This window comes from Streptomyces sp. NPDC002779 (assembly GCF_042888685.1).
In the GTDB taxonomy this organism is placed as follows: domain Bacteria; phylum Actinomycetota; class Actinomycetes; order Streptomycetales; family Streptomycetaceae; genus Streptomyces.
On the sequence record NZ_JBIAQC010000002.1, the window covers coordinates 869,707 to 889,446 of the forward strand.

Genomic DNA, 19,740 nt, shown 5'->3' on the forward strand with positions numbered 1-19,740 from the left:
TGGAATCCGGACGGCATTCTGTCCGCGCGGGCGATATTAGAATCGGTGGGTGAATCACCCCGCTGCCCCGGCCGATACCCTGCGTGCCGCTCTCGCCGGACTTCTCGACGGGCTCCCGCCCCGGCAGGCCGCCGCTGCCGTTGAGCGGCTGATCGCCAGTTATCGCGGGGCCACCCCTACCCACGCCCCGATCCTCCGGGACCGCGCCGACGTCGTCGCGTATGCCGCCTACCGCATGCCCGCGACCTTCGAGGCGGTGCACGCCGCTCTGGAGGCGCTCGCCGAGGCCGCCCCCGAGTGGGTTCCGGCGAGCCACATCGATGTCGGGGGCGGCACCGGTGCCGCGACCTGGGCCGTCAGCGCGACCTGGCCCGCCGAGCGGAGCGTCACCGTGCTGGACTGGGCCGAGCCCGCCCTCGCCCTCGGCCGGGAGATCGCCGCCGCCAACCCGGCCCTGCGCGACGTCCGCTGGCAGCGCTCTCGTATCGGATCAGCGCTCTCCATCGAGAGCACCGATCTCGTCACCATCTCCTACGTCCTCAACGAGCTCGCGGAAGCCGATCGCGCCACCCTCGTCGACACCGCCGCGTCCGCCGCCCAGGCCGTCGTCATCGTCGAACCCGGCACCCCCGACGGCTACACGCGGCTCATCGAGGCCCGGCAGCGGCTCATCGCGGCCGGTTTCCGGATCGCCGCCCCCTGCCCCCACAGCGCCGCCTGCCCCATCGTCCCCGGCACCGACTGGTGCCACTTCTCGACGAGGGTCAGCCGCTCCTCCCTGCACCGCCAGATCAAGGGCGGCTCCCTCGCCTACGAGGACGAGAAGTTCGCCTACGTCGCCGCCACCCGCTTCCCGGCCACCCCCGAACCCTCCCGCGTCGTCCGCAAGCCCCAGATCCGCAAGGGCCAGGTCCTCCTCGACCTGTGCGAGACGGACCCGGCCCTCACCCGCACCACGGTCACCAAACGCCACGGTGACCTCTACAAGGCGGCCCGGGACGCGGCCTGGGGCGCCCCCTGGCCCCCGGCCGACGACGCCTAGCAGCTCCGACTTCGGCGAGACGCGGCGTCTTGTCTACCTGGTAGGTTCGGAGCATGGCCAAGAACCTCGCCCCCGACTCCACCCGCCGCAGTGAGAAGTCCCGCCGGGCCATCTACGACGCCGCCCTCGCCCTCGTCGGGGAGGTCGGGTACCCCAAGACCACCATCGAGGGGATCGCCGCCCGCGCCGGGGTCGGCAAGCAGACCATCTACCGCTGGTGGTCCTCCAAGGCCGAGGTGCTCATGGAGGCGTTCCTCGACCTGGGCGAGCAGGCGAACCGGGAAGCCGGGCAGGAGCCGTACACCATCCCCGACACCGGTGACCTCGCCGCCGATCTCAAGGCCGTGCTCCGCGCCACCGTCGACGAGCTCAAGGACCCCCGCTTCGAGGTGCCCTCCCGTGCGCTCGCCGCCGAGGGCGTCGTCAATGAACAGCTCGGGCGCGCGTTCGTCGCCAAGCTCCTCGAACCCTCGCTCCAGCTCTACGTCGAGCGCCTGCGTTCCGCCCAGGACGCCGGGGACGTGCGCCCGGACGTCGATCCGCGCATCGCCCTGGAGCTGTTCGTCTCACCTCTCGCGCAGCGGTGGCTGCAGTACACCGGGCCCATCTCCCACGAGTACACCGACACCCTCGTCGACTACGCCCTCCACGGCATCGCTCCCCGCTGAACCCCCTGCTGAGATCGCCGGAGAGCCGCCCGCGCCAGCCGCCCCGGCGCATCCGTGATCACCCCGTCGCAGCCCAGCGCCAGCACCCGGTCCCGCTGGGCCGGCGTCACCACCGTGTGCGCCCACACCCGGGGGATCCCGGACCGTACCGCCCGCCGCAGATCCCCGTCCCGCGCCCGGTGGTCCACGTCCAGCACATCCACGTACGACCGCCAGCGAGCAGGGCGGTCCGTGCGCAGCTGACGGGCCGAGCGCCACAGCTGCGTCACCAGGCCCAGCCGGTCCGCCCGCCACGCCACCGTCGGGTCGTTCGTGTTCACCAGCACCGAGCGGGTCAGGTCCCGGGCGCGGATCAGCCGGGCCAGCCGGTCCAGGGCCGCCGGGTCCTTCGCCTCCAGCATCAGCACGATCCGGCCGCCGAACCGGTCCAGCACCTCCGCCACCGTCGGCGGCCGCTCCGGACGCCAGCGGCCCGGCAGGGACGGCGCCGGACGCAGCCGTACCGCCCGCCAGTCGCCGGCGTCCAGGGACCGCACCGCCCCGGACCGGCCCGTCGTGCGCTGCAGGGTCGGGTCGTGCAGGACCACCGGAGTCCCGTCGCGCAGCAGGCGCGTGTCGAAGTCCAGGACGTGGGCCGTCCCGCGCCGGTACGCCGCCATCAGCCCCGACATGCTGTTCTCGGGGACCTCACGGGCGCCGCCGCGATGGGCGACGTACGTGATGCGGGGGAGGGCGTCGACGGTCAGCGGGGCCGGTCCCCACTCCAGTGGGGCCGGGGAGATCAGGGAGGCCGTGCACGCCACGGTCGCGGTCAGTGCGGTCCAGGTGACCATGGCGACACCGTAGGGGCGTAAATCCTGTCAAAGCATGCAATGACACTCGATCCCGGGCCTCGCCCCACCTACCCCTGTTGTCGGCTACGGCCCCCCGGAGCGCACGATGGTGGGACGATAAGGCATGCTGTGTCGCACGACGGCGAGGCGAGGAGATAGATGAGCGCGGAGTTCGGCGACCGAGGCCCTCAGAGCAAACTCTCCCGGTGGCTGCGCGGCCGCCGCCCTCAGCAGACCACCGGCGACGGCGGTCGTGAGGCCCTGCTGCTCGCCGCCGCCTCGGCGGGACTGCCGCTCGCGCCCGCCGCATACCCGGCGCCCGGCTACCGCTGCTCCTGCGACCGCGTCGGCTGTCCGACCCCCGCCCAGCACCCCGTGTCGTTCGCCTGGCAGACGCAGTCCACCACCGAACGCTCCCAGATCGAGCGCTGGGCCCGCAATCAGCCGCAGGCCAACTTCATCACCGCCACCGGCATGGTCCACGACGTCCTGGACGTCCCCCTGGAAGCGGGCCGTGAGGCCCTCGGCCGGCTCCTCGACGCCGGTATCGAGGTCGGCCCCGTCGCCGAGAGCGACGCCGGCCGCATGCTCTTCTTCACCCTCACCCGCGGCACCCCCGAGGACGAGGACGAGTGGTGGCCCTGCGAGCTGGACTGCCACCCCGAGACGATGGACGAGCATCCGGGTCTACGGTGGCACTGCCGCGGTTCGTACGTCCTGGTGCCGCCCGCCCGCCTGACCGGCGACGACCAGCACGTGCGCTGGGTACGCGGGCCCGAGCATCCCCTGCCGGATCCGCTCACCCTGCTGGAGGTCCTCACCGACGTAGGCGCCCGCCACGCCGACCAGGAATCCGGCCCGGCGCAGCCCGCCTGGCCCTCGCGCCGCTGACCCGAAGAGCACCCGCGCTACTCGCCCTTGGCGCCCGTCAGACCCTCGATCCGGCCCAGCACCGACACGTTGTCCGTGCCCTTCACCGGGTCCAGCGCCACCTCGTTCGAGACGAACTCCATCGTCAGCGACTGCTTGATCTCGCCCTTCGTCAGGGCCTGTACGTCCTTGTTGGGGGTGGGCACCGAGGTGCCCGGGGCGGCCGTCTGCTTCTGGTAGTGGTGCGTGGTGAAGAACACCAGCGCCCCGCCGTCCGTCGTGCGCAGCGCCAGCGGCCGGTAGTCGCCCTCGGTCAGCGGCTCGTCGATGTACTGGGTGACCAGGCCCGGCTTCTCCGCGTTCTTCGCGCGCTTGTCCCGCCAGCCGGAGGTGTGACTGCCGTTGGCGAAGATGGCCCCGCCGCCCTTGAGGTAGGTCGTGTACGACGAGCTCAAGTCGCCGGGTGCGACGGCCAGTTCGGTGGAGTTCGGGTCCACCGCCTCGGCCCAGCCGTCCTTGTCCAGCTTGAACTCCGGCATCTCGTCGGGCGCCACCAGTGTCAAGTAGGCGGCCTCCCACGGGTCTTCGAGAGCGCCCCGGGTGAACACCAGCAGCCAACGGGAGTCACCGCCGCGGTTGGCCCGGACGTCGGCCAGGAACCAGCGCGGCCAGCCCGGCTTCTTGGGGATGGTGAACTCGGCGTCGGTGAACTCCAGCGGGGAGTGGCCGGGGTTGCCGTCGGGGTTGTTGGCCCGGCCCGCCTTCAGCCGCGCCTCGTCGATGTCGCCGAGCGCGCCGGTGACATGGTCGGCGTCCAGGGAGCTGTCGTACGCCTTGTCGGCGGCGTTGTACGCGGCGGTGAAGTCCTTCAGCGCCTCCGCGGCCTCGGCCCGGGTGGCGGCGGGGATCAACTCCCGTTCCCCGTGCACCACGACGCACCCGCTCGCCGTCAGCGACAAAGCGGTCACGGAAGCTGCTGTCAGCACCCTCCGGTCAAGCCTGCGGAGCCTACGAGGGCTGCGATCCCTGCTCATCGGGTCCTTTCACCTTCCCCTTCCCGGAGGCGAACCCTACCGGGCGACCAGCCCCCGGGAAGCGGGGGCCCGTGATGTTTCAATTCCCCCGTGACTGATTACGACGTGCTCCGGGTCTTCTGCGGGCCGCGCGGTGGATACGGCAATGAGCTGGGCGTCGTCCGCGAGGGCTCGGTGCTGCCGGAGCCGGAGGAGCGGCAGGCGTTCGCGGCGAAACTCGGGTTCAGCGAGACCGTGTTCGTCGATGATCCCGAGCGCGGGGTCATCGACATCTACACGCCCGGCGTCCGCTTGCCGTTCGCGGGGCATCCCTGCGTCGGCGCTGCCTGGCTCCTGGACGTCCCGGAACTGGTGACCCCCGCGGGGGTGGTCGGTGCCCGGCAGGACGGGGAGTTCTGCTGGATCGAGGCCCGGCCGGAGTGGGCGCCCGCGCGCACCCTGCGGCAGTACGCGACCGCTGACGAGGTCGACGCGCTGGCGGTGCCCGCCCCGGGGGAGTGGATCTACGCCTGGGCGTGGGAGGACGAGGCGGCGGGCCGGGTGCGTGCGCGGGGCTTTCCCGGCCGGGGCGACGGAATCGAGGAGGACGAGGCCACCGGCGCGGCGGCGCTGCTGCTGACGGAACGACTGGGCCGCGCCCTGAACATCACCCAGGGCGCGGGCTCCCAACTGCTCACGGCCCCGCAGCCGGACGGCTGGGTGGAACTGGGTGGCCGGGTCGTCCTGGAACGCTGACCGGGTTCACGCCAGTTCACGCCGAGAGCGGGAACTCCTCGCCCAGCGCCCGGAAGACCGCCGTGTTCAGGGCGAACGCCCGCTTGCACTCGGCCACCACGCGCTGCTTCTCCAGGTCGTCCGCCCGGACCGCGTCCAGCAGTTCCCGGTAACCCCGCTTGAAGGCCGCCGGGTTGGTGATCTCCTCGAAGACGTAGAAGCGGACGCCGTCGCCCTTCTTCTCGAAGCCCCAGGTCTTCTCCGCCTTGTCACGGATGATCTGGCCGCCGGAGAGGTCGCCGAGGTAGCGGGTGTAGTGGTGGGCGATGTAGCCCGCCGGCCACTCCCGGGCGCACTCGCGCACCCGGTCCGCGTACGCCCGCGTCGCCGGAAGCGCCGATGCGCCCGCCCGCCACTCGGGCCCCCGCAGATGCGCCAGGTCCTTCTCCAGCGCGCGCAGCCGGAACAGCTCCGGCTGGATGAACGGCCCCGCCACCGGATCGGACGCCAGCCGTCCGGTCTCGCTCTCGAGTGCGTCGTAGACGAACCACAGCTGCTCGGTGTAGCGCGCGTAGGCGTCGACGCCGAGGTGTCCGCCGAGCAGGTCGCTCATGAACGTCGAGGTCTCCGCCTCCACGTGCTGCTCGTGCGAAGCGGTGCGGATGACGGTCGAGAAGGAGTCCATGCCGCACATCCTCCGAGTAAGGCTTACCTAAGTCAATAGGTTGCCGACGCGCTGTCGGTAAAAGCGTACAAGAAAAAACCCGCCCCCAGCAGGGGCGGGTTCCCGGGCCGCTACGGCAGCGTGAGGATCTCCGCGCCGGTCTCCGTCACCACCAGCGTGTGTTCGAACTGCGCCGTCCGCTTGCGGTCCTTCGTCACGACCGTCCAGCCGTCGTCCCACATGTCGTACTCGTGCGTGCCCAGCGTCAGCATCGGCTCGATCGTGAAGGTCATCCCGGGCTGGATGACCGTGGTCGCGTGCGGACTGTCGTAGTGCGGGATGATCAGGCCGGAGTGGAAGGACGAGTTGATGCCGTGGCCGGTGAAGTCGCGGACCACGCCGTAGCCGAAGCGCTTGGCGTACGACTCGATGACCCGGCCGATGACATTGATCTGGCGGCCCGGCTTGACCGCCTTGATGGCGCGGTTCAGGGACTCGCGGGTGCGCTCCACCAGCAGGCGGCTCTCCTCGTCCACCTCCCCGACCAGGTACGTCGCGTTGTTGTCGCCGTGCACCCCGCCGATGTACGCCGTCACGTCGAGGTTGACGATGTCGCCGTCGCGCAGCACCGTGGAGTCCGGGATGCCGTGGCAGATCACCTCGTTGAGGCTGGTGCACAGCGACTTCGGGAAGCCCCGGTAGCCGAGCGTCGACGGGTAGGCGCCGTGGTCGCACATGTACTCGTGCGCCACCTTGTCCAGTGCGTCGGTGGTGACCCCGGGCGCGATCAGCTTCGCCGCCTCGGCCATCGCCCGCGCGGCGATCCGGCCGGCGACACGCATCGCCTCGATGGTCTCCGGAGTCTGCACCTCCGGGCCCGAGTACGGCGTCGGCGCGGGCTTGCCGACGTACTCGGGACGGCGGATGTTTCCGGGTACGGAACGGGTGGGAGACAGCTCCCCTGGTACGAGCAGCGACTGGCCAGACATGCCAGCGAGTCTAACGAGCCGCGGTGGGGGAACATGTCCGTGGCGAGAGGAGCTGGTCATGGCCTTGTTCAAGAAGCGCACCGTCGGAAAGCCGGGCGAGTGGTACTACTGCCTGGAGCACAAGAAGGTCGAGGAGGGTCCGGACTGCCCCGGCAAGGACCGCTTCGGCCCGTACGCCTCCCGCAGGGAGGCCGAGCACGCGATGGAGACCGCCCGCGAGCGCAACGTCCAGTGGGAGAACGACCCCAACTGGCACGACGCCCCCAAGGGCGCCGACGACACCTGATCAGGACTCGGCCGGAGCCGACGCCCGGGCCGCCGTGCGCTGTTCACGCACGCTCTTCGCGTGCTCGCTCGTCCGGGCGTCGTACGTCATCAGCTTCGGCAGGCACAGCGCCAGCAGCCCCACCGCCCCGGCGCACAGCAGACCACCGGACCACACCGACGCCCGCACGCCCCACCACGCGGCGAAACCGCCCGACCTGACCTGGCCGAGCGTCGGCCCGACCGAGTACGACAGCAACTCGATCCCGGCGAGCCGCCCCCGCAGCTCGTCCGGGATGGTCTGGTTCCACATCACCCCGCGGAAGATCCCGCTGACCATGTCGCAGCCGCCCGCCACGGTCAGGAACAGCAGCACCAGCCAGACATTGCCCACGACCCCGGCGGCCGCGATCGCCACGCCCCACAGCGCGGCCGCCAGCACCACCATCCGCCCGTGCCGATGGATCCGCCCGGTCCAGCCGCTGGTCACGCTCACCAGCAGCGACCCGAGCGGCAGCGCCGCGTACATCAACCCCAGCGCCCACTCCGCGTGCAGCTCGTCCGCCAGGAACGGCAGCAGCGCCAGCGGCATCGCCAGGAACATCGCGGCCAGGTCGATGGCATAGGTGCCGAGGAGTTCCTTGCGGCTCCACGCGTACCGGGCGCCCTCCGCGATCGCCTTCAGCGACGGCTTCGCGGCCTCGTGCGCGGCGGGGGAGGAGGCGAGCGGGAGGATCAGTACGACGGACACGACGAAGGTCAGCAGGTCGGCGGCGTAGGCCCAGCCCAGACCCGCGTACGCCACGACCACACCCGCCACCGCCGGGCCCGCGACCCCGCCGACCGTCCAGCGCAGCGCGTTCAGGGAGGCGGCGGCCGGGAGGTGGTCATGGGCCACGATCCGCGGCCACAGCGAGTCCAGCGCCGGGCGCTGCACGGACACCAGCGCCGAAGAGAGGGCCGCGACGACATACAGCGGCCATACGGCGGGCTCCGGCAGCAGGGCGTTCACCAGCAGCGCCACGCTCAGCACTCCCTGGCCCGCCTCGGTCCAGATGATCAGGCCGCGCTTGTCGAGCGAGTCGGCCAGCGCCCCGCCGTACAGGCCGAAGACGATCAGCGGGATCACCTCCACCGCACCGATCGCCCCGACCGCCGCCGCGGAGCCGGTCAGCTCCTTGACCTGCACCGGCAGCGCCACGAACGTCAGAAAACTGCCGAAGCCGGAGACCAGCCCCGACAGCCACAGCCGCCGGAAGTCGGCGGAGGCCCGCCAGGGGGACAGATCGGGAAGGAAGGAACTCACGAGAGGCCATGCTCGGCAGGGAGGAGGGAGCGGGGCAACTTCTTTTCGCCTCGGCTACTTCTCGCTGCGGCTGCTTTTCGCCGCGTCGGTCACCAGCGCGCCGGTGGCGGTGCCGTCAACTGGTCCGCCAGGGCCGACAAGCGGTCGCGGAAGCGACGGCGGGCCCGGGGGGAGGGGACGGAGTTCTCCCCGGCCGCCGCGCTCACCAGATGCTGCACCGTGTCCAGGTCCAGATCCGGGGCCTCCGGCACCGCGAGCGACTCGTGCGCCATCGTCGTCAGGTCGCCGTTGCCGTTGCCGTTGCCGTTGCCGTCGCTGTCGCCGGAGCTCAGTGCCAGGACCGTCGCCCCGGCCCGCCGAGCGTCGTGCACCCGCTCCAGCAATTCCGCGTCCGGCCCCTGCGGCGACACCACCAGCAGCGTCTCCCCGCGCCGCGCCGCCGCGAGCCGCCCCAGCCCGACCGCCAGATGCGCCGGATCCTCGGCGCGCGCGTCATGCCGTACCAGCGTCGGCGTCAGTTCCGGGGTGCCCGACCACGCGGCCTCGTCCACCAGGTGCGCCGCGAGATGCCACGGCTCGTACTCCGGCGTCCCGACCAGCAACAGCCCTCCGCCGTGGGAGACCACCGAACCCCGCAGCACACCCGCGAACCTCCGCGTGGCCCCCAACCACTCGGTCCCGGCGAGCACTTCACGCAGCAGCGCGACCCGTACGGCGTCCATGGCCCCGCATCCTGCCGCACCGGGCCACCCGGGACCGGCAGTTCACCCCGAATTCCCTCAACCTGGGGATGCGGTACGACATGTCGGCATCTTCCGGCGGGTGCCCGTGACGCGGCTCACCTGCTCCTGGCCCGGGCCGAGGGGCCGTCGGCGCGGACGTACAGTCGGGCCATGACCTCTACCGACAGTGCTGCACAGAAGGCCCCCGCCAAGGACCCCTGGGACCTTCCCGATGTCTCCGGGCTCGTCGTCGGCGTGCTCGGCGGGACCGGGCCGCAGGGCAAGGGCCTGGCCTACCGGCTCGCCAAGGCCGGCCAGAAGGTGATCATCGGTTCCCGCGCGGCGGACCGCGCGCGGACGGCCGCCGAGGAACTCGGGCACGGTGTCGAGGGCGCCGACAACGCCGAGTGCGCCCGCCGCAGCGACATCGTGATCGTCGCCGTGCCGTGGGAGGGCCACGGCAAGACCCTGGAGTCGCTGCGCGAGGAACTCGCCGGGAAGCTGGTCGTCGACTGCGTCAACCCGCTCGGCTTCGACAAGCAGGGCGCCTACGCGCTGAAGCCGGAGGAGGGCAGCGCCGCCGAGCAGGCCGCGGCCCTGCTGCCGGACTCCCGGGTCACGGCCGCCTTCCACCATCTGTCGGCGGTGCTGCTCCAGGACCCCGCGATCGACGAGATCGACACCGATGTGATGGTCCTCGGCGAGGCGCGCGCGGACGTGGAGACCGTCCAGGCGCTGGCCGGCCGCATCCCCGGCATGCGCGGCATCTTCGCCGGGCGGCTGCGCAACGCCCACCAGGTCGAGTCCCTGGTCGCCAACCTGATCTCCGTCAACCGGCGCTACAAGGCGCACGCGGGGCTCCGCATCACGGACGTATGAGGGGATGGGGGACACTGGAGGTCGTCGTACCGCAGTGTCCCCCCGACAGGAGCCCCCCGCATGCCCCGCCTCGCCCTCTACGCTCTGATCGTCTGCCTCCTCGCGGTGGCCGCCGCGGTCGTCTCCTTCGTGCAGGGCAGCTTCCTGGGGATCGTCTGGGTGCTGCTGGCGGGGCTGTCGTCCAACATGTGCTGGTACTACCTGAAGCGCCAGAAGGCCGCCGCCTACCAGAAGCGGTAGAGGTCCCAGCCGAGCGCCGTCTCCAGCTCGCTCACCCCGAGGGCGCGCAGCACCGCGTCGACCAGGTCGAAGAACCCGCTGTTGACCGCGGGCAGCCACAGCAGCGCGAACACGAACAGCAGCCCGAACGGCGCGAACGGCTCCACCTGGCGCCGGACGTTGTACGGCAGCCAGGGCTCGATGACGCCGTAGCCGTCCAGGCCCGGGACCGGCAGGAAGTTCAGGATCGCCGCCGTGACCTGGAGCAGGGCGAGGAAGGCGAGCGCGACCCGGAAGTCGTCGGGCACGCCGTCCAGCGCGCCGAGCCAGAAGGGTGCCGTGCACACGGCCGCGAACAGCAGGTTCGTCAGCGGGCCCGCCGCCGAGATCAGGCTGTGCCGCCACCGCCCCTGGATCCGCCCGCGCTCGATGAAGACGGCCCCGCCGGGCAGCCCGATCCCGCCCATGATCACGAAGAGGACGGGGAGGACGATGCTCAGCAGGGCGTGGGTGTACTTCAGAGGGTTCAGCGTGAGGTAGCCCTTCGCGCCGACCGTGATGTCACCGCTGTGCAGGGCGGTGCGCGCGTGGGCGTACTCGTGCAGGCACAGGGAGACGATCCAGGCCGCCGTCACGAACAGGAACACGGCGAGCCCCGGCTGCTCGGCGAACCCGGTCCAGGTGGCCCAGCCGGTCACCGCCGTGACAGCGAGAATGCCCACGAAGACGGGGCTCATCCGCCGGTCGCTGTGGCGGGTGGTGATGGCGGTCATGCGGCTCCCTGAACTGGTCGGCACGCGGTGTGCTGCCGCCCGACCGTACCGGGCGCACCGGGAAAACGTCTCGCGGGCCGGCCTTGGTTCCGGAGAAGGTGGGGGGGATGGGGATCTGGCACGTGTTCTACGCGGACTGGCAGATGGAGTGCTGCGGCACACCGTTCTCCGTCGGCGACGAGGTGAGCTGGCCGCTGCTGCTCAACGACTCCGGGGACGTCCTGGACGGCGACTGGGACGACGAGCTGGCGAAGGTCGTCGGGGAGGTGGCGGACGTGGAGGGCATCCGGGTCCTCCGGGAGGAGACGGGACTGACCGTGGCCCTGCACGAGGACCCCGTCGACGTCATGCCACCGGAGGCCCTCGGCGAGGACCGGCCGGGCGACTGGGTCCGCCTGGTCGGACTGCTCACGGTGGAACGGCACGGCGGCGAGTGGCCCGAGGCCCGGGGGCGGGTACGGGCCCTCCGGGTGGTGAGCCAGGAGTACGCCGAGACCGACCCAGCTTCCCGCACCTGGCATCCGGTGCCGGGCACGCGTTCACTGCGCCCGGTGAAGACCTGCCCGAAGTGGTTCACCGACCCCGACCCACCCACCCCGGGCCGCGGGCGGAGAGAGACGGGAGCACTGGTGACCTTGGAGATCCCGGGGCACGCGTGAGCCCGAGTCTTGGGCCGCAAGGATCCCGGGTCCGTCGGGCCGCGGGTGGCTCGGGGGTCTTGGGGGCCGGGAATCCGGGGCTGTCGGGCCGCCTGCAGCCACCAGACCGGTCCGGGAACCGGGGGCCGTCGGACCACCCGTGGCTCTGGGGGGCCTTGGTCGCCAGGATCCTGCAGCCACCAGACCGTCCAGGAGCCTGGGGCCGCCGGACTGCCGGGCCGCCGGTGCTCTGGGGTCACGGGCCCCCAGGACCCTGGGGATCCTGGGCCGTCAGGACCCTGGGGATCTCGGACTGTCAGGAATCCAAAGCCGCCGGGCCGCCTGGAGCCGTCGCACCGCCAGGAACCGGGGCCGTCGCACCGCCAGGAACCGGGCCGCCGAAGCGCCAGGAACCGGGGCCGTCGCACCGCCAGGAACCGGGCCGCCGAAGCGCCAGGAATCCGGAGCCGCCGAACGCCCAGGAACCAAGGCCCGCCGGACCGCCGGTGACCCCCGAGATCCCGGCCCCCCAGCCCGCCCCGCGCTCACCCCCCGCCCACCGGAGACAATGGACCCCGTGCGCTATCGCATCCTCGGTACTACTCAGGCCCTTCGCCCCGATGGCGCCCCCCTCCCGGTCGGTGGGGCGCGGTTGCGGGCGTTGCTCAGTGTGCTCGCTCTGCGGGGCGGACGGGCCGTGCCCGTGCAGGTGCTCGTGGACGAGGTGTGGGGCGCGGATCCGCCCGCCGACGCCGCGGGGGCGTTGCAGGCGCTCGTCGGACGGCTGCGCCGGGTGCTCGGTGCCGAGGCCGTCGAATCCGTCGACGGCGGGTACCGGCTGGCCGCCGGCCCCGACGACATCGACCTGCACCGTTTTGAACGGCTCACCGCCGACGGCATCCGCGCCCTCGCCGACGGCGACCCCGCCAAGGCCGCCGGCGTCCTCGACGACGCCCTCGCCCTGTGGCGCGGCCCCGCCCTCGCCGACCTCCCCGACCGCGCCGCCGAGGCCGCCCGCTGGGAGACCCGGCGCCTGGACGCCCTGCGCGCCCGGCACACCGCCGCCCTCGCCCTCGGCCAGGCCGAGACCACGCTGCCGGAACTGACCGCCCTGTGCGACACCCATCCGCTCGACGAGCCGCTGCAGGCACTACGCCTGCGCGCGCTGCGCGACACCGGCCGAGCCGCCGAGGCGCTGGCCGCCTACGACGACGTACGACACCTCCTCGCCGAGCAGCTGGGATCCGACCCCGGGGCCGAACTGCGGGAACTGCACGCCGAGTTGCTGAAACCTGCGGCTCCCTCCACACCCGGCAACCTGCGCGCCCGGCTCACCTCCTTCGTCGGCCGGGAAGCCGACATCGAGGCCATCCGCGGGGACCTCGGCCGCGCCCGGCTGGTCACGCTGCTCGGACCCGGCGGTGCCGGCAAGACCCGGCTGTCGCAGGAGGCCGCCGAAACGCTCCGGGACACCGCCCGCGACGGGGTCTGGCTGGCCGAGCTGGCACCCGTCGACGACCCGGCCGCCGTACCGGAGGCCGTGCTGACCGCCGTGGGCGCCCGCGAGACCGTGCTGTACGGCGCCGGTGCCGAGGAGTTCCGCAGCGCCGTCGCCGACCGGCACGACGACCCGCTCGACCGGCTGGTGGAGCACTGCGCCCGGCGCCGCATGCTGATCGTCCTCGACAACTGCGAACATGTCGTCGACGCCGCCGCCCGGCTCGCGGACCACCTGCTGGCCCGCTGTCCCGGCCTGACCGTCCTGGCCACCAGCCGCGAACCCCTCGGCGTACCGGGTGAGGTGCTGCGGCCGGTGGAGCCGCTGCCGCAGCCGTACGCGCTGCGGCTGTTCGCCGACCGCGGGGCCGCCGCCCGGCCCGGGTTCAGCGTCGACGACGACCCCGAGGCCTGCGCCGAGATCTGCCGCCGCCTCGACGGACTGCCCCTGGCCATCGAACTCGCCGCCGCCCGGCTGCGGATGCTCACCCCCCGCCAGATCGCCGACCGGCTCGACGACCGCTTCCGGCTGCTCACCTCCGGCAGCCGGACCGTGCTGCCCCGCCAGCAGACCCTCAGGGCAGTCGTCGACTGGTCCTGGGACCTGCTCGACGAGGACGAACGCGCGGTCCTGAGCCGGCTGTCCGTGTTCGCCGGCGGCTGCGACCTGCCCGCCGCCGAGGCCGTGTGCGGACCGGCCGCCCTCGACGCGCTCGGCTCCCTCGTCGACAAATCCCTGGTGGTAGCCGCCCCTTCGGGCGACGGGGCCATGCGCTACCGGCTCCTGGAGACCGTCGCGGAGTACGCGGGCGAGCGCCTGGACGAGGCCGGGCAGCGGCCCCGCGCCGAGCGCGCGCATCTGACGTACTACCGCGAACTCGCCCGCACCACCGACCCGTTGCTGCGCGGCCCGCGCCAACTGGAGTCCGTGGAACGGCTCCAGCGGGAGTACGAGAACCTGCGCACCGCCCTGCGGCACGCCGTCGCCGAACGCGACGAGCAGGAGGCGGTCACCCTGGTGCTGTCGCTGGCCTGGTACTGGCAGATGCGCGACCTCAGGATAGAGGCCCGCGGCTGGTGCGCGGAGGTGATGACACTCGGCCCCGACCCGTTCGCCGAGCCCCTGCGCCGGGCGGAGCCGGTCTGGCGGCGCGTCACCGCGGAGCCGCCCCCGTACACCGGCGAGGTGCTGACGGAGGCGCGGCGCGGGGTCCATCTGGCCCATCTCGCCTGCATGGACACCGAGATCGCCGCCTGGCAGAACCCGACCGCCCAGCAGAAGCTGCGCACCATCGCCGAGGTCTACGAGCCCGGCCTGCCGCAGACCTGCCGCAGCCCCGGCCTGCTCGCGATCTTCGCCGTGATGCTCACCGGCGACATCGACCGGGTCGGCACGATCCTCGACGCCGCCGTGGAGACCTGCCGCCGCACCCCCGGCTACGACTGGGAACTGGCCGCCACCCTGCAGATGCGGGCCAACCTCCTCGCCCACCGCCCCGGCCGCGCGGCGGCCGCCGCCCAGGACGCCGACGAGTCGCTGGCCATCTACCGGCGGCTCGGTGACGCCTGGGGCAGCGCCGAGGCGCTGGCGGCGCGCGGCGAGGCCCGCGAGCGCAAGGGCGCCTTCCTGGAGGCCGCCGCCGACTACGAGGCGGCCGTCGAACACGCCCGCCGCCTCGGCGCGCACGCCCAGGAGGCCGTCCTGTCCGCCCGGCTGGCCGGCGCGCTGCTGGAGGGCGGGCAGCCCGAGGAGGGCGAACGCCTGCTGCGGGAGGTCATCGACGGACTGGACGGCGGGCACAGCGAGGCGATGCCGTTCAGCCGGGTCATCCTCGCCGGCTGGCTCAGCATCACCGGCCGTACCGCCGAGGCCCGCGAGCAGATGCGGCTGTTGCGCGAGGACTTCGGCCTCGCCCAGTTCCATGTCTTCGACGCCTTCATCCTCAGCGGGGAGGCCTGGCTGGACGCCTCCGACGGGCTCCACGACCAGGCCCGGGAGAAGCTGCGGCGCGCCCTGGAGCAGGCGGACGATCCGCTGTCGCAGGCCATGGCCCCGCAGCTGGTCTCGGGGTGCCTGGTCATCGCCGCCGTGGCGCTGGCCCCGAGCGCCCCGCTCGACGCGGCCCGCTGTCTCGGGGCCGCGGAGGCGCTGTGGCCGCCGGGGCACCGGAACTCCACCCTGGAACGCGAGTGCCGGGACCGGGCGGTGGCCGCGGTGCGCGCGGTCCTCGACGACGAGGCGTACGAGGCCGGGTTCGCCGAGGGCGGCGACCTCACCGCGAAGGAGGCCGCCGCCCTGGTGTGACCGTCAGGTCTTGGTGCGGAACTTGTGGATGGCGATCGGCGCCATGACCGCGGTGAGCAGGACCGACCAGCCGAGCGTCAGCCACAGGTCATGGGCGACCGGACCGCCGTTCATCAGTCCGCGGGCAGCGTCGGCGAGGGCGGACAGCGGGTTGTAGTCGGTGAAGTTCTGCAGCCAGCCCGGCATCGACTCGGTCGGCGCGAAGATCGACGAGCCGAACTGGAGCGGCATCAGCACCAGGAAGCCCATCGCCTGCACGGACTGGGCGTTCTTCATCACCACGCCGAGGGTGAGGAAGACCCACATCAGCGCCGAGCCGAACGCCACGGACAGGGCCACGGAGGCGAGCAGTCCGGCCCAGCTGGTGATGTCGAACCCCACGAGCAGGGCCACGATCATCAGCACGGCGGTGGCGAACAGCATCCGCAGCAGCTCGACGGCGATCTTCGCGAACAGCACCGAGCCGCGGCCGATCGGCAGCGACCGGAAGCGGTCCATGACGCCGGTGTTGAAGTCCTGGTTGAAGCCGGTGCCCACCCCCTGCGCCATGGTCATGCCCATCATGGCGAGCATGCCCGGCACGACGTACTGCACGTACGCCTCCTGCCCGCCGCCCAGGGACTGCCCGATGGAGCCGCCGAAGACGTACACGAACAGCAGGGTGAAGACGATCGGGAAGAGCACGGCGTCGGCCATCGACTCCGGGTCCTGCCGGATCCAGAGCAGATTGCGCCGGACGAGCGCGCCGGTGTGCCGGAGGTGGCCGCGCACCGGGATGCGGGCGTCGGCCGTGGTGACGGTGGTGGCGCTCATACGGCGACCTCCTCGCGGTTGTCGGTGGGTACGGCGTCCTGCGGGGCACTGGCGCGGTGGCCGGTGAGGGACAGGAACACCTCGTCGAGGCTGGGCAGTTCGGTGGTGACGGAGGAGAGCGTGACGCCCCGTGCGGTCACCGCGCCGACGACGGCGGTGAGCTGCTCGTCGCTGAGGATGGGCACCAGCAGGGCGCCGCGGTCGGTGTCGACGGTGGTGGTGGCGAGCCCGGTGATGCCGAGGCCGTCGAGGTGGGAGGCGAGCGGTCGCAGCTGCAGCGGATCGGCCGGGCGTACGCGCAGGGTCCGCCCGCCGACCTTCGCCTTCAGCTCCTCGATGCCGCCCTTGGCGATGACCTTGCCCCGGTCGACGACCGTCAGCTCGTCGGCGAGCTGCTCGGCCTCCTCCATGTACTGGGTGGTCAGCAGCACGGTGACGCCGTCGCCGACCATGGTCTTGACCTCGGCCCAGACCTCGTTGCGGGTGCGGGGATCGAGCCCGGTGGTCGGCTCGTCCAGATACAGCACGGCCGGATGCCCGATCATCGAGGCGGCGAGGTCGAGGCGCCGCCGCATACCGCCGGAGTAGGTGGCGGCGGGCCGCTTCCCGGCGTCGGTCAGCGAGAACCGCTCCAGCAGCTCGTCCGCCCGCGCACGGGCGTCCCGCCGGGACAGGTCGAGCAGCCGCCCGATGAGGTACAGGTTCTCCCAGCCCGGCAGCTTCTCGTCCACGGAGGCGTACTGCCCGGTCAGTCCGATCACCCGGCGCAGCTGCCGGGGCTGCCGTACGACGTCGTATCCGGCGACCGTGGCCTGCCCGGAGTCGGGCGCGAGCAGGGTGGACAGGATCCGCACGAGGGTGGTCTTCCCGGCCCCGTTGGGCCCGAGCACCCCCATCACGGTGCCCTCCCGCACGTCCAGATCCACTCCGTCCAGCGCCTTGGTCTCGCCGTAGTGCTTGACCAGCCCCCGCACGGTGACGGCACGCCCGGCGCCGCCCTTCCCATCGATTCGCGTCATGCCCCCAACCTGCCAACCCCCACCGACAAACCACCGACAGGCGACCGACGGGCGCCTACAGGCTGCCGACAAGCACCCCCTCAGGGCCGCACGGTCTCCGTCTCCTGCGGCAGGTGCCCGGCGATCAGGCGCTCGGGGGTGGGGTGGGGGACGCGGTGGCGGTCCACCGCGTAGAGGCCGTGCCTGCCACACCGAGGCCCAGGACGGCCAGGGCGGCACCCGTGAGGGCGGGGGAGGTGACGCCGAGGCCCGCTGTCAGGGCCAGGCCGCCGATCCAGGCGCCGCCGGCGTTGGCCAGGTTGAAGGCGGCCTGGTTGGCCGAGGAGGCCAGGGAGGGGGCCGCCGACGCCTTCTGGCCCAGTATTCCTGGAGGTTACGCCCGGGTGACCAGCGGCTTCTACGAGGCGGTTGTGTCGACCTTCACACGCGCGGCCACCGGAAGGTGATCGCTCCCGGTCTCCGGCAGCGTCCAGGAGGTGATCGGCTCGATGCCCTTCACCAGGATCTGGTCGATCCGCGCCATCGGGAACGACGCCGGCCAGCTGAACCCGAACCCGGTGCCCGCCGCGCCCTGCGTGGAGCGCATCTGGGAGGTGACGGCGTTCAGCGCGCGGTCGTTCATCGTGCCGTTGAGGTCCCCGAGCAGCACACTGCGGGGCAGCTCCTCGGCGGCGATGGCCTCGCCCAGCGCGTCCGCGCTCTTGTCGCGCTGCCGGGCGGTGAACCCGGCCTCCAGCTTCACCCGCACCGACGGCAGGTGGGCGACGTACACCGCGATCTCCCCGGACGGCGTGCTGACGGCCGCGCGCATGGCCCGGGTCCACCCCAGCTTGATGTCCACGGCCTTCACCCCGCTCAGCGGGTACTTGCTCCACAGCCCGACCGTGCCCTGCACCGAGTGGTACTGGTACGTCGACGCCAGCGCCTTCTCGTACACCGGCACCGCGCTCGCGGTCAGCTCCTCCAGCGCCACCACGTCCGCGCCGGAGGCGGCCACGTCGCGGGCGGTGCCCGACGGGTCGGTGTTGTCGGCGTTGACGTTGTGCGTGGCGATCGTGAGGTCGCCGCCGGGGGAGGTCTTGTCGGTGAGGAGCCCGCCGAAGAGGTTCAGCCACACCACCGCGGGCAGCACCACCGCGATCAGCGCGGTCGCGGATTTACGCAGCAGGGCCACCAGCACCAGCAGCGGGACGAGCACGCCGATCCAGGGCAGGAAGGTCTCGGTGAGGCTGCCCAGGTTGCCGATGGCGTTCGGGATCTGCGCGTGCAGCAGCATGACCAGGGCGAGCAGCACCGCGAACACGGCCGTGACGATGCCCCGGCGCCAGATCCGCGGATCACCGCGCCAGCCGGCCACCAGTCTCCCCAGCAGACGCCGGAACCGGTTTCCCCGGCGCTCGGGTCCCGAGCCGCCGCTGTCCGTCTCCGTCATGTACGCCTGCTGCGCCATACCGTCGCCTCACTGCCTGCCGTGCACACCTTCAACCCCCGCTCTTACGACCCTAGGGGATGATCGGTTCTCTTCCTGCCGTCCCATGACGGCCGTACGGGCACGAGGACGTACAAGACGGCTCCCGGAGTTCCGGGTACGCCGGTGGAAAGCGTGCTCTGTGACGAAACGCGCACATCCGCTACGGGGGAGGCGAACTGACGGACGGTGAGCTGACGGGCCGTAGCCCCTCCAGCAGGGTGTCGACGATCTGTTCGGGCAGCCCGTCCGGCAGGTCCGCGTCCGGGCGCATCACGGACCGCAGCAGCATGGGGCCCACGAACAGGTCGTTGAGCAGCTCCACGTCGACGTCCTCGCGGAGTTCCCCGTCGCGCTGGCCGCGGCGCAGCACCTCGATGCCGAGCCGGCGCCGGGGGGCGACGACGAGGGCGTGGTACGCCGCCCAGATCTTGGGGCTGCTCTTCATCTGGGCGTGCACGTTGTGCAGGATCGCCGAGGAGCGGCTGACCAGTCCGCGCCGGCGCAGCGACTCCAGCAGCACGACGAGGTCGTCGCGCATGGAGGTGCCGGGCAGCTCGGGGTCGGGGGGCTCGGCGGCGCGTACGACGTCGACGAAGAGCTCCTCCTTGCCGCGCCAGCGCCGGTAGATGGTGGCCTTGCCGACACCGGCGGTACGGGCGATCCGCTCGATGGAGAGTTCCGCGAGCGGTACGCCCTCCTCCAGCAGCCGCATCACGCCCTCGATGATGGCGCGCTCCACGGCCTCGCTGCGCGGGCGGCCCCGAACCGGGCCGGGCTGACTGTCGGCGACTGTCACGTGTGCGTCCCTTCTGTGGTCGGGGGATTCTCCCTCAGGACGGGGCCCCGGTCCCGCCCGGCCTCATGACAGGGCCGGAGTTCCCTGTGGCCTCTGGACCTGGGCGGGGGTTCCCTGCGGCCTCCGGACCGGGCTGGAGTTCCCTGCGGCCTCTGGACCCGGCCGGGGTTCCGCCCGGCATGAGGAGGGCTGGAGTTCCCTGCGGCCTCTGGGTCGGGCCGGGG

20 protein-coding genes and 1 pseudogene are annotated in these 19,740 nt (G+C 72.3%); 9 read left to right on the plus strand and 12 right to left on the minus strand.

Going from position 1 to position 19,740, the window contains the following annotated elements; translation table 11 throughout:
* Positions 1-49: 49 nt before the first annotated feature.
* Positions 50-1,042: a small ribosomal subunit Rsm22 family protein gene (locus ACFYW5_RS09555; RefSeq protein WP_389416363.1), complete on the plus strand. Its 993-nt coding sequence runs from the start codon at positions 50-52 to the stop codon at positions 1,040-1,042.
* Between the two features lie 53 nt (positions 1,043-1,095).
* On the plus strand, positions 1,096-1,710 hold the full coding sequence (locus ACFYW5_RS09560; RefSeq protein ID WP_389416364.1) for a TetR/AcrR family transcriptional regulator: 615 nt from the start codon (positions 1,096-1,098) through the stop codon (positions 1,708-1,710).
* Here ACFYW5_RS09560 and ACFYW5_RS09565 read toward each other — a convergent pair.
* On the minus strand, positions 1,680-2,543 hold the full coding sequence (locus tag ACFYW5_RS09565; RefSeq protein WP_389416365.1) for a glycerophosphodiester phosphodiesterase: 864 nt from the start codon (positions 2,541-2,543) through the stop codon (positions 1,680-1,682). The two genes, ACFYW5_RS09560 and ACFYW5_RS09565, sit on opposite strands and share 31 nt — an antisense overlap.
* A gap of 159 nt (positions 2,544-2,702) precedes the next feature.
* Between ACFYW5_RS09565 and ACFYW5_RS09570 the strand changes: the two genes are divergently transcribed.
* Positions 2,703-3,434: a bifunctional DNA primase/polymerase gene (locus ACFYW5_RS09570; RefSeq protein WP_389416366.1), complete on the plus strand. Its 732-nt coding sequence runs from the start codon at positions 2,703-2,705 to the stop codon at positions 3,432-3,434.
* A gap of 17 nt (positions 3,435-3,451) precedes the next feature.
* Here ACFYW5_RS09570 and ACFYW5_RS09575 read toward each other — a convergent pair whose 3' ends face one another.
* Positions 3,452-4,447, minus strand: a complete 996-nt coding sequence (locus tag ACFYW5_RS09575; RefSeq protein WP_389416367.1) for a hypothetical protein — start codon at positions 4,445-4,447, stop codon at positions 3,452-3,454.
* 90 nt (positions 4,448-4,537) lie between these two features.
* Between ACFYW5_RS09575 and ACFYW5_RS09580 the strand changes: the two genes are divergently transcribed.
* A complete protein-coding gene (locus ACFYW5_RS09580) occupies positions 4,538-5,182 on the plus strand; it encodes a PhzF family phenazine biosynthesis protein (RefSeq protein ID WP_389416368.1) in 645 nt (214 codons plus the stop codon).
* A 16-nt stretch (positions 5,183-5,198) separates the two neighbouring features.
* Here ACFYW5_RS09580 and ACFYW5_RS09585 read toward each other — a convergent pair whose 3' ends face one another.
* Together ACFYW5_RS09585 and map are read right to left on the minus strand one after the other, a co-directional pair.
* Complete coding sequence (locus ACFYW5_RS09585; protein ID WP_389416369.1) at positions 5,199-5,846, minus strand: heme oxygenase (biliverdin-producing); 648 nt, start codon at positions 5,844-5,846, stop codon at positions 5,199-5,201.
* Between the two features lie 110 nt (positions 5,847-5,956).
* A complete protein-coding gene (gene map / locus ACFYW5_RS09590; RefSeq protein WP_389416370.1) occupies positions 5,957-6,814 on the minus strand; it encodes a type I methionyl aminopeptidase in 858 nt (285 codons plus the stop codon).
* Positions 6,815-6,872: 58 nt separating this feature from the next.
* Between map and ACFYW5_RS09595 the strand changes: the two genes are divergently transcribed.
* Positions 6,873-7,100, plus strand: coding sequence for a hypothetical protein (locus tag ACFYW5_RS09595; protein ID WP_389416371.1), 228 nt, complete (start codon positions 6,873-6,875; stop codon positions 7,098-7,100).
* On the opposite strand, the gene ACFYW5_RS09600 is transcribed toward ACFYW5_RS09595, so the two are convergent.
* Positions 7,101-8,384, minus strand: a complete 1,284-nt coding sequence (locus ACFYW5_RS09600) for an MFS transporter (protein ID WP_389416372.1) — start codon at positions 8,382-8,384, stop codon at positions 7,101-7,103.
* A gap of 89 nt (positions 8,385-8,473) precedes the next feature.
* Positions 8,474-9,106: a hypothetical protein gene (locus ACFYW5_RS09605; RefSeq protein ID WP_389416373.1), complete on the minus strand. Its 633-nt coding sequence runs from the start codon at positions 9,104-9,106 to the stop codon at positions 8,474-8,476.
* 171 nt (positions 9,107-9,277) lie between these two features.
* Between ACFYW5_RS09605 and npdG the strand changes: the two genes are divergently transcribed.
* Both npdG and ACFYW5_RS09615 read left to right on the plus strand, forming a co-directional pair.
* Positions 9,278-9,985, plus strand: coding sequence for an NADPH-dependent F420 reductase (gene npdG / locus ACFYW5_RS09610; RefSeq protein ID WP_389416374.1), 708 nt, complete (start codon positions 9,278-9,280; stop codon positions 9,983-9,985).
* Between the two features lie 60 nt (positions 9,986-10,045).
* Positions 10,046-10,225, plus strand: a complete 180-nt coding sequence (locus ACFYW5_RS09615; RefSeq protein WP_389416375.1) for a hypothetical protein — start codon at positions 10,046-10,048, stop codon at positions 10,223-10,225.
* Here the strand turns inward: ACFYW5_RS09615 and ACFYW5_RS09620 are convergent.
* Positions 10,210-10,977, minus strand: a complete 768-nt coding sequence (locus tag ACFYW5_RS09620; RefSeq protein ID WP_389416376.1) for a site-2 protease family protein — start codon at positions 10,975-10,977, stop codon at positions 10,210-10,212. The genes ACFYW5_RS09615 and ACFYW5_RS09620 overlap by 16 nt on opposite strands.
* 107 nt (positions 10,978-11,084) lie before the next feature.
* Between ACFYW5_RS09620 and ACFYW5_RS09625 the strand changes: the two genes are divergently transcribed.
* Both ACFYW5_RS09625 and ACFYW5_RS09630 read left to right on the plus strand, forming a co-directional pair.
* Complete coding sequence (locus ACFYW5_RS09625) at positions 11,085-11,636, plus strand: DUF6578 domain-containing protein (protein WP_389416377.1); 552 nt, start codon at positions 11,085-11,087, stop codon at positions 11,634-11,636.
* A 547-nt stretch (positions 11,637-12,183) separates the two neighbouring features.
* Positions 12,184-15,417 (plus strand): BTAD domain-containing putative transcriptional regulator, encoded by a 3,234-nt coding sequence (locus ACFYW5_RS09630; RefSeq protein WP_389416378.1) that lies wholly within the window; start codon positions 12,184-12,186, stop codon positions 15,415-15,417.
* A gap of 3 nt (positions 15,418-15,420) precedes the next feature.
* On the opposite strand, the gene ACFYW5_RS09635 is transcribed toward ACFYW5_RS09630, so the two are convergent.
* From ACFYW5_RS09635 to ACFYW5_RS09655, 5 genes and pseudogenes are all read right to left on the minus strand, one after another.
* Positions 15,421-16,230, minus strand: coding sequence for an ABC transporter permease (locus ACFYW5_RS09635; protein ID WP_389416379.1), 810 nt, complete (start codon positions 16,228-16,230; stop codon positions 15,421-15,423).
* Positions 16,227-17,249: an ATP-binding cassette domain-containing protein gene (locus ACFYW5_RS09640; protein WP_389416380.1), complete on the minus strand. Its 1,023-nt coding sequence runs from the start codon at positions 17,247-17,249 to the stop codon at positions 16,227-16,229. Before ACFYW5_RS09640 ends, ACFYW5_RS09635 begins: the two co-directional genes overlap by 4 nt.
* An 80-nt stretch (positions 17,250-17,329) precedes the next feature.
* Positions 17,330-17,604, minus strand: a pseudogene (locus ACFYW5_RS09645) (MFS transporter); the annotation flags it as partial.
* A gap of 42 nt (positions 17,605-17,646) precedes the next feature.
* Positions 17,647-18,699 carry an endonuclease/exonuclease/phosphatase family protein gene (locus tag ACFYW5_RS09650; RefSeq protein WP_389416381.1) on the minus strand — a complete coding sequence of 351 codons (1,053 nt, stop codon included), beginning with the start codon at positions 18,697-18,699 and terminating at the stop codon, positions 17,647-17,649.
* Positions 18,700-18,880: 181 nt separating this feature from the next.
* Positions 18,881-19,516, minus strand: a complete 636-nt coding sequence (locus ACFYW5_RS09655) for a TetR/AcrR family transcriptional regulator (protein WP_389416382.1) — start codon at positions 19,514-19,516, stop codon at positions 18,881-18,883.
* Positions 19,517-19,740 lie beyond the last annotated feature (224 nt).